The sequence below is a fragment of the Primorskyibacter sedentarius genome (genome assembly GCF_004342065.1).
GTDB lineage: Bacteria > Pseudomonadota > Alphaproteobacteria > Rhodobacterales > Rhodobacteraceae > Primorskyibacter > Primorskyibacter sedentarius.
In genome coordinates this window covers 158,226-166,219 of record NZ_SLZU01000010.1, presented here as the reverse complement: position 1 = coordinate 166,219, position 7,994 = coordinate 158,226, and the positions used below count along the sequence as shown (strand labels likewise).

Here is a 7,994-nt window from a genome sequence, read left to right as displayed (position 1 = left end):
CCCTCGCCGCATACGACGTCGTTATCCACGTCAGTAACGACGTCGTATAAGATCTACTAAGCGAATGCGGCAGGTGGTCCAAATCGGGCGGTTACCTTGATAAGGTCATCGCGGAAGGCGTTGGCATCTGCTTTTGTGTAAGCGGTGATATCCCTGTCGCCGCATACGTCGATCACGTAGCCACAGCTACGCTCGGCTGCCCTGTGGAAGGTCGCCGGGCGCCCTTGGCCTTTGAGCCGGAGATAGACCGCGACAGCTTCCGACAGCTTGAGCGTCTCCGTGCTGGGAATCGCCAAGACATTGGCACCGGGGGCGCTGTTGGTGTTCTGCGCCAGCCGTAGCATGTGCTTTCCCGGAAGGTCGCTGTCTTTGACCCTCAGGTGATACCAATACTCATCAAGTTTTTGTGCGGCCCGAATGGCACGAGATGAGGCAACTGCAGCTGACCTGGTGCGCAGTGAGTAAGAGATCTTTTGCGACGTGTAGTGATGCTGCAAATCCTTCGGGACTCGCCTGATGAAGTAATAGACGCCGTTCTTCACAAATGAGTGGGGTGCAGTTTTGTTCTCCGCTTGCTCCATCCAGAGATAAAGCTGAGGCGTTTCATATGCTTAGCGGATGCTATGGTGCCCAGGAGAGGACTCGAACCTCCACGGCCTTGCGGCCACTGGCACCTGAAGCCAGCGCGTCTACCATTCCGCCACCTGGGCAGGTGTCGTGGAGCAGGCGTTTAAGCCTGCGGGAGGTCGGTGTCAACGAGGTTTTTCAAGATATTTTCGCGCGGCACCGTGGCACCTTGTCTGCGGGCACACTCGGCGTTATTCAGACAAGCGAATTGCAGCGCAGGGAGCCCAGCGATATGACCAAGCTCGTGACCATCTACGGCGGATCCGGCTTCGTCGGCCGATACATTGCCTTGCGGCTGGCCAAGGAAGGTTGGCGGGTTCGGGTCGCGGTACGGCGCCCCAATGATGCCATCTTCGTCAAACCCTATGGTGTTGTCGGGCAGGTAGAGCCGGTGCTTTGCAACATTCGTGACGATGCCAGCGTTGCCGCCGTGATGCAGGGAGCCGATGCGGTCGTCAACTGCGTTGGTATTCTTGCAGAAGACGGCAAGAACAGCTTTCAGGCGGTCCAGCATGAGGGGGCGGCACGGGTTGCACGTCTGGCTGCGGAAAACGGCGTGGGTGCTTTGGTCCAGATTTCTGCGATCGGGGCCGATGCGGAATCTGACAGCCAATACGCGCGCAGCAAGGCGGATGGCGAGGCCGCGGTTCTGGCGCACTTCCCGGAGGCCGTCATTCTGCGCCCGTCGATTGTCTTCGGCCGCGAGGACGCGTTTTTCAACCGGTTCGCCGGCATGTCGCGGTTTGGTCCGATTCTGCCGGTGATTGGCGCAGACACGAAATTCCAGCCGGTCTATGTCGATGACATCGCACGGGCGGCGGTAATGGGTGTCACAGGCAAGGCCGCGCCTGGCATTTACGAACTTGGTGGTCCCGATGTCTGCTCTTTCCGCGAACTGATGCAGCAGATGCTTCAAGTGATTCACAGACGGCGATTGATCCTGAACATTCCGTTCTTCCTTGCCCGGATCATTGCATGGATGTTCGACATGCTTGAAAAGATCACGCTTGGCCTGATCAAAAACCCGGTGGCGACGCGTGATCAGGTGCGCAATCTTGCCTATGACAATGTTGTCGCCGACGATGCCAAGGGTTTTGCAGAGCTTGGGATCGAGCCTGTGTCCATGGAGGCGGTGCTGCCTGATTACCTGTGGCGCTTCCGTCCGTCGGGCCAGTTCGACGCCATCAAGGATTCGGCGCGCAACATCCGGGCTTAAGCACGAGGGAAGGGCGGTCTGTGCCTATTTGGTGGCCGTGCCCTTGCCTTTTTACCGCCGACGCTGAAGCCGTGACAGCCTGACAAGACTTTCAGAAATGGCGCATCCCGGTGGCGGGGTGCTGGCGTGGTTTTGCGGGCGGGCCAGCCATTCGATGCAATTTTCGACCAAGGCGCAGTTGGCGCAGCGTGTGACCATTTCTTCGTACCGGTCGACACTCAGCGCCCCGGTATCCACGGCCTTGCCCAGATCCAGCCCCATGCTGCGCGCAACGCCGCGGGTAATCCAGAAGTGGCGGGAAAAGACAGCGGTCATCTACTCAGGCCTCGGGGGTTGCTTTGCGCAAGGCAGACAGCGCGCTGAACCTGTCTTGATTCGCACAGTCGACCGGCACGGATGCTTGGGCGTTCTCGGGGTCTGACAGCCATCGCTGGCAGCCTTCGGCCCAGGTGCAGGCGCGGCAACGTTCGACCATCGTCGCCCAATCCGCCTGCTCCAGCGCGTGCGCCTCCACAGCGCCCGTCAAGTCGGCGCCCGTGGCTTTGGCCATGCGCAGTGCGAGCCAGTAATGCGCGTTTCGGTCGCCAAGTCGGTGCATCTGGAATCCTCCCGGAAACGGGGTCAAATGGTTTTCAACTCGTGAAAAAGCTCGGTGTTGCGGCAGAAATCGGGCGCTTCGTCAGCCATCCCTGTTGTCGACGCAAGCCAGCGTTCACAGCCACCGGGGTCAGAGCAGTTGGCGCAACGCAGGACTGCATCCTCGATCGCACCGATGCTGAGATTGCCGGACAGGGCGGAGTCCTCAAGATCAAGCCCCAAAGATCAAGCCCCAGCTTGCCTGCCACCTCGTCTACCAGTCTTGCATGGCGCTTCAGCGTGGTTCGGTTCAGCATTTTGGCCCCCGTTTCGATGCAAACGATGGCTAAAAGCTAACAGCTCGCAGGGGGCGCGCTTTGATGCAGGTCAATCCGGCCTGGTCACAGCCGTGCTGCGGTGCGCCGAACAATCTCGATCCGCGCGGAATTTGGCGGGTGGCTGCCAAGAAAGCGGTTTCCGGGGTCGGGGATGCGGGTGAAGAAGGCGGCACCCCGAACCGCATTGAACCCGGCACGTTCAGTGATGACAGTGCCAAGCGCGTCCGCTTCAAGCTCGAAATCCTTGGAATAGCTGCGCGCGCCCACCGCGGCACCCAGCTCTTCTGCGTTGCGGATGCCCTCGGCATTGGCGCCCGACAGGCTGGCGAGGCCTGACAGGATCACAGCCCCGGCGATTGCGTTACTGCGCGTGCGTTCCAGATGGCCAAGGATATGATGCGCGGTCTCGTGACCCATGACAAAGGCCAGTTCGTCGGCATTCTGCACGCTGGCAATCAGCGCGAGATTGAAGGCCACGACAGGTCGGCCGAATTTATCCACCGTCTGAAAAGCGTTCGGCGGCTGGTTCGGGCGGTTATCCACGACGATCAGGAAATCGCAATTCGCACCGCTGGTGCGGCGACGGCATTCCGCTTCGGCAACAGGTTCGACCGTCTCGACGACATTTACGAATTGTTTCGCAGCGATTTCTGCACGTTGGCGGCGATCGGAATCGCTTGTTTGCGCTGTCTGGCCCGAGGGATGCTGTGGCGCGGGCGTCGAGGTCGGCACGACCTCGCAACCGGCGAGGGCAAGGAAGAGGATGGGCAGTAACCAACGCATGCGACGTCCTGAAATGGCTAGGGGCCTGAAACATGAACGCACAGTTTGGCCCGCCAGAACGCGCAATACAAGGGCCGGCCGCGCAAGGCGGTAAACAGTTCTTGTATGGGTGTTTTTTTCGCCAACCATCTCTTGCATGGGCTGCCCTCGCGGCGATAGGCTGTATTCATGTTCAGTATCGAGCACGAATTCGACGCGACGGTCGTCACCTTGGTAGATGAAGGCGAAGCGCCCTTGCAGGAGGACGTTATCGTCAACAATTTCGAGGAATGCATAACGGTCGAGCAATATGACCCGCGCACCGACAGGGTCAACAAGATCACCTTGTCGATCTCTCAGATGCGGGACCTTGCAGCGGCGATATCGCTTCCCGAAGGGGTTTATTCGCGCACCAAGCCCTGACATCCGTCTGCTGCCGCTCTGACCACTTGGTCCTGCGCTAGGGGTCCACTTCGAACAGTTTGTCGCGCGACGTGTCGCCCCGCAGCAATTTAAGGCGGGACTTGGCGATCCCCATTGCCTTGGCAAGAAGGCGCTGCACGGCGGCATTCGCTTTGCCGTTCTCCGGCGCCGTTGTCACGTAGACGCGCAGGTTGCCGTTCTCTTCGATGATCCGGTCACGCGATGCCTTTGGCGTCACCCGAACCGCGATTCGTGCGCCCGGTGTTGCAAGGTGGGTAAGGTCGATCAGGGCCATTCTGTCCGCCTAGCATGAGGCCACTTCCCTGCCAAGCAGACCCCACCTTTTCGCCGCGAAGGCTCCGGGCAGGCTGTATCTGCCCTTGAAACCCCTGTCCGGGCGTCAGACATAGGGGCTGCAAGAACAGGAGACAGCCGATGCCCGCACCCAACCCTTCCGCGATGGAGTTCCTGCTGAACAGGCGGTCGCGCCCGGCCAAGACGCTGACAGGCCCAGGCCCTGATCGAGACGCCCTGGAACCCATCCTCACCGCGGCGGCACGCACGCCCGATCACGGAAAGCTGGAACCGTGGCGTTTCATCGTGCTTCAGGGGGCGGCCTTGCAGCGGCTTGCGGGCGTCGCAGAGCAAAGGGGACAGGCGCTTGGCCTTGACGAGACGCAGATCGGCAAGGGGCGGGCGCAATTTGCCGACAGCCCGCTATGCGTCGCGGTGGTGCAGGTGGAGCGCGGCGTCGAAAAGGTGCCGATGCTGGAACAGACCTATTCCGCTGGGGCCGTCTGTCTTGCCCTGCTGAACGCCGCATTGGCAAGCGGTTGGGGCGCGAACTGGCTGAGCGGCTGGGTCGCCCATGATCGCGGGTTCATGGAGAAGGCTTTGGGCCTCACCTCGCATGAGCGGGTCGCGGGCTTCATCCATATCGGCACCGAGACCACAACCCCGCCGGAACGTCCGCGTCCTGAAATCGACGCCGTGACGGATTGGGTTTCGGAATGATCCTATCATCTTTTCTGGCAGCGATCGGGCAACTTGGTGATGCCCGTTTTCGCAAAGTTCTGATCCTTGGTGTCGGCTTGACGATTGCGCTGCTTGTCGGTGCGACGGCGGGGTTTCTGTGGCTACTCGACGGCATCATTCCCGAAGGGGTCACGCTGTTCGGGCGAGAGATCACCGCGCTTGACGACTTTGCCAGCTGGGCCGCAATCGGGCTGATGCTGCTTTTGTCCGTCTTCCTGATGGTCCCGGTCGCCTCTGCCATCACATCGATGTTTCTGGATGACGTGGCCCAGGCGGTGGAGGACAAGCATTACCCGCAGCTTCCACCCGCAACTCCTGTCCCCTTCGGTGATGCGGTGCGCGACACTGTCAACTTTCTTGGCGTGCTGATCCTTGCCAATATCGTGGCGCTGATACTGGGGCTGATATTCCTGCCCGCGTGGTTGTTCATCTTCTGGGGCGTGAACGGATTTCTTCTGGGGCGTGAATATTACACGCTCGCCGCCATCCGCCGCGTTGGCCGGGCCGAGGCAAAGCGCCTGCGCAGCCGCAATATGGGAACGATCTGGCTGGCAGGCATCCTGATGGCAATGCCGCTATCGGTGCCGCTGGTGAACCTTGTGATCCCGATCCTTGGCGCGGCGACCTTTACCCACCTGTTCCATCGGTTACAGGCGCGGGTCCCATCCGGTTGAACATGTCGATATCGCGCACGGTGATCAGACCGGAAAAGATGATCCCCGCGATAATGCACCACAAGACCGCGGCGATCCCTGTGGTGATCCAGGCCTTCTTCTTCAGCCCGTGATGCTCTGGCGCGCCTGCATGGGTGCCGGGCACGATCTTGTTCACATCCCCCTGAGTCTGAAGGCGCAGCGGGATGATGATCAGGAAGCACAAGAACCACAGAACGGCAAAAAGAACGATGGCAGAGGTGATGGACATGCGAAACGCTCCTGCGGCTCAGACCTGTTCCAGTTCGACGAGGCAGCCGTTGAAATCCTTGGGATGCAAGAAAAGAACCGGTTTTCCATGAGCACCGATCTTGGGGTCCCCGGACCCCAGAACACGAGCGCCGGTTGCTTTCAGATGATCGCGCGCGGCAAGGATGTCATCGACCTCGTAGCAGACGTGATGAATGCCGCCCGAAGGGTTCTTTTCCAGAAAGCCGTTGATCGGGCTGTCGTCACCCAGGGGGTAGAGCAGTTCGATCTTGGTATTGGGCAATTCGATGAAGACGACCGTGACGCCATGGTCCGGTTCATCCTGCGGTTCACCCACCTTGGCGCCAAGGGCAGAGCGATATTGCTCGCTGGCGGCCTCCAGATCCGGAACGGCAATGGCAACGTGATTGAGACGACCGATCATGGTGTAAACTCCTTGGATGTTTGGCAGCTTATGCATGGCTGCAACGGTATCGCGCAAGCGGTCTGCGTCCATTAACCGCTCGTTAGGGCTGTTCGAGTCAAGGTGGCCCGGTCCGTAAAGGAGGTTGCCATGGATGATCTGGACCATATCGGCCTGACCCGCCTGCCCACTGCCAACCGGCCATTGCTTGGCCTGACGGTGCTTGTGGTCGAAGACAGTCGCTATGCTTGTGAAGCCTTGCGTCTGATGTGCCTGCGCAGCGGGGCGCGTTTGCGCCGTGCCGATTGCCTGAAATCCGCGCGCCGTCATCTGCAGGTCTATCGCCCTACCGTGGCCGTTGTGGATATGGGGCTGCCGGATGGGTCCGGTGCCGACTTGATCGCGGAGATGTCGGGCGGGGTTCCGCGTGTCGAAGTCATCCTGGCGACAAGTGGCGACGACTTCACTGAAACCGAGGCGTTCTCTGCCGGCGCCGACGGTTTTCTTGCCAAACCGCTCAGCAATCTCGAAGTGTTTCAAACAGCGATTCTGTCGCGCTTGCCTCATGATCGCAGACCCTTGGGCCCCCGGAGCGTTTCGCAAGAGGTCATTGTTCCCGATCCGGTCGCCTATCGTGACGACATGGCCCATGCGGCGGATGTGCTGACAGACGCGCTGGATGACCGGACAGTCGCCTATGTCGTTCAGTTTCTTTCTGGCGTCGCGCGCAGTGCGGGGGATTCGACCCTCATGGAGGCGGCGATTGCGTTGTCCGAATCGCGCGACAAGGGCTTGCCTGTCCATTCCCTCGCGGCGTCGCTTGCCGGAATGGTTCAGGACCGACTTGCAGAGAAGGTTGCGATCTGATCAGCCGCCCAGTGCCGGGTCGGCAGAAACCCGCACAGGCGCCGTCAGATCGCTGAGCGACTGCTTCTGCCTGCCACCTGCATCAAAATTGCGCGGATCCAGCCAGGTCTCGAACGCGGACTGTAGTCCCGGCCATTCCTTGTCGATCACAGCGAACCAGGCGGTGTCACGATTGCGCCCCTTGACCACGGTGGCCTGTCTGAAGATGCCCTCGTAACTGAAACCCAGCCGCTGCGCCGCGCGCCTTGAGGGGATGTTCAGCGCGTCGCATTTCCATTCGTACCGACGATACCCGGCGTCAAAAGCCCATCGCATCATCAGATACATCGCTTCTGTCGCCGCACGCGTGGCTTGCAGCCTGGGGGCAAGATTGATGTGGCCGACCTCTATTGAGCCGGCTTCAGGCGCGATGCGCAGATAGCTGGCCACGCCGCCCCAGGACGTCGCATCCTTGTCGTAAATGGCGAAGAACATCGGATCTTCCTGATCCTGCACCGCGCGAACCCAGCGTTCATAGGGCGCGGCGGAGGGGAAAGGGCCGTAAGGCAGGTAATCCCAGACCGCATCGTGGCCCGCATAGGCATCGAATAGCAGCGCGGCGTGCCGGTCGGCACCAAGCGGTTCAAGCAGGCAAAACCGGCCCTGCATCTGGCTGCGTCCCGGCCTGTCAGGGGGCGACCATCCGCGCAGGCTCTCTCCGAAACGGTTGGACAGGTTCACGCGGCCTCCTTGCGGGATTTGGGAAAGATCAACGCCATACGGCATTTCTGGCGCAGCGCCCGTGGTTTTGCCAGCCATAATCGCCGCCAATTGCCGCGATCGTA

General features: G+C 60.6%; 14 protein-coding genes and 1 tRNA gene. 5 read left to right on the top strand and 10 right to left on the bottom strand.

Going from position 1 to position 7,994, the window contains the following annotated elements; all coding sequences use genetic code 11:
- Positions 1–56 precede the first annotated feature (56 nt).
- Positions 57–581: a DUF6538 domain-containing protein gene (locus tag EDD52_RS14575; RefSeq protein ID WP_132246216.1), complete on the bottom strand. Its 525-nt coding sequence runs from the start codon at positions 579–581 to the stop codon at positions 57–59.
- A gap of 43 nt (positions 582–624) precedes the next feature.
- A tRNA-Leu gene (locus tag EDD52_RS14570) sits at positions 625–710 on the bottom strand.
- A 149-nt stretch (positions 711–859) separates the two neighbouring features.
- On the opposite strand from EDD52_RS14570, the gene EDD52_RS14565 reads away from it, so the two are divergent.
- Positions 860–1,843, top strand: coding sequence for a complex I NDUFA9 subunit family protein (locus EDD52_RS14565; RefSeq protein ID WP_132246214.1), 984 nt, complete (start codon positions 860–862; stop codon positions 1,841–1,843).
- Between the two features lie 51 nt (positions 1,844–1,894).
- Here the strand turns inward: EDD52_RS14565 and EDD52_RS14560 are convergent, their stop codons facing one another.
- The 4 genes from EDD52_RS14560 to EDD52_RS14545 form a co-directional block, all read right to left on the bottom strand.
- Positions 1,895–2,158, bottom strand: coding sequence for a DUF6455 family protein (locus EDD52_RS14560; RefSeq protein ID WP_132246212.1), 264 nt, complete (start codon positions 2,156–2,158; stop codon positions 1,895–1,897).
- 4 nt (positions 2,159–2,162) lie between these two features.
- A complete protein-coding gene (locus EDD52_RS14555) occupies positions 2,163–2,441 on the bottom strand; it encodes a DUF6455 family protein (protein WP_132246210.1) in 279 nt (92 codons plus the stop codon).
- A 23-nt stretch (positions 2,442–2,464) separates the two neighbouring features.
- Positions 2,465–2,662 carry a DUF6455 family protein gene (locus EDD52_RS14550; protein ID WP_243651955.1) on the bottom strand — a complete coding sequence of 66 codons (198 nt, stop codon included), beginning with the start codon at positions 2,660–2,662 and terminating at the stop codon, positions 2,465–2,467.
- A gap of 158 nt (positions 2,663–2,820) precedes the next feature.
- Complete coding sequence (locus EDD52_RS14545; protein ID WP_132246208.1) at positions 2,821–3,540, bottom strand: M48 family metalloprotease; 720 nt, start codon at positions 3,538–3,540, stop codon at positions 2,821–2,823.
- Between the two features lie 168 nt (positions 3,541–3,708).
- On the opposite strand from EDD52_RS14545, the gene EDD52_RS14540 reads away from it, so the two are divergent.
- The gene (locus EDD52_RS14540) at positions 3,709–3,942 is read left to right on the top strand and encodes a hypothetical protein (protein ID WP_132246206.1); all 234 of its coding nucleotides are present in this window, start codon (positions 3,709–3,711) and stop codon (positions 3,940–3,942) included.
- 37 nt (positions 3,943–3,979) lie between these two features.
- Here EDD52_RS14540 and EDD52_RS14535 read toward each other — a convergent pair whose 3' ends face one another.
- Entirely contained in the window at positions 3,980–4,237 is a 258-nt protein-coding gene (locus EDD52_RS14535) for a DUF167 domain-containing protein (RefSeq protein WP_132246204.1), read from the bottom strand.
- A gap of 140 nt (positions 4,238–4,377) precedes the next feature.
- Here EDD52_RS14535 and EDD52_RS14530 point away from each other — a divergent pair, with 140 nt between their 5' ends.
- Together EDD52_RS14530 and EDD52_RS14525 are read left to right on the top strand one after the other, a co-directional pair.
- Complete coding sequence (locus EDD52_RS14530) at positions 4,378–4,956, top strand: nitroreductase family protein (protein ID WP_132246202.1); 579 nt, start codon at positions 4,378–4,380, stop codon at positions 4,954–4,956.
- Positions 4,953–5,651: an EI24 domain-containing protein gene (locus EDD52_RS14525; RefSeq protein ID WP_132246200.1), complete on the top strand. Its 699-nt coding sequence runs from the start codon at positions 4,953–4,955 to the stop codon at positions 5,649–5,651. The genes EDD52_RS14530 and EDD52_RS14525 overlap by 4 nt, the downstream gene beginning before the upstream one ends.
- Here EDD52_RS14525 and EDD52_RS14520 read toward each other — a convergent pair.
- Positions 5,605–5,901 (bottom strand): DUF1467 family protein, encoded by a 297-nt coding sequence (locus EDD52_RS14520; protein ID WP_132246198.1) that lies wholly within the window; start codon positions 5,899–5,901, stop codon positions 5,605–5,607. The genes EDD52_RS14525 and EDD52_RS14520 overlap by 47 nt on opposite strands.
- An 18-nt stretch (positions 5,902–5,919) precedes the next feature.
- Positions 5,920–6,324 (bottom strand): methylmalonyl-CoA epimerase, encoded by a 405-nt coding sequence (gene mce, locus EDD52_RS14515; RefSeq protein ID WP_132246196.1) that lies wholly within the window; start codon positions 6,322–6,324, stop codon positions 5,920–5,922.
- 129 nt (positions 6,325–6,453) lie between these two features.
- Between mce and EDD52_RS14510 the strand changes: the two genes are divergently transcribed.
- Positions 6,454–7,170, top strand: coding sequence for a response regulator (locus EDD52_RS14510; RefSeq protein WP_132246194.1), 717 nt, complete (start codon positions 6,454–6,456; stop codon positions 7,168–7,170).
- Here EDD52_RS14510 and EDD52_RS14505 read toward each other — a convergent pair whose 3' ends face one another.
- Positions 7,171–7,935, bottom strand: coding sequence for a GNAT family N-acetyltransferase (locus EDD52_RS14505; protein ID WP_132246240.1), 765 nt, complete (start codon positions 7,933–7,935; stop codon positions 7,171–7,173). It abuts the gene before it with no gap.
- Positions 7,936–7,994 lie beyond the last annotated feature (59 nt).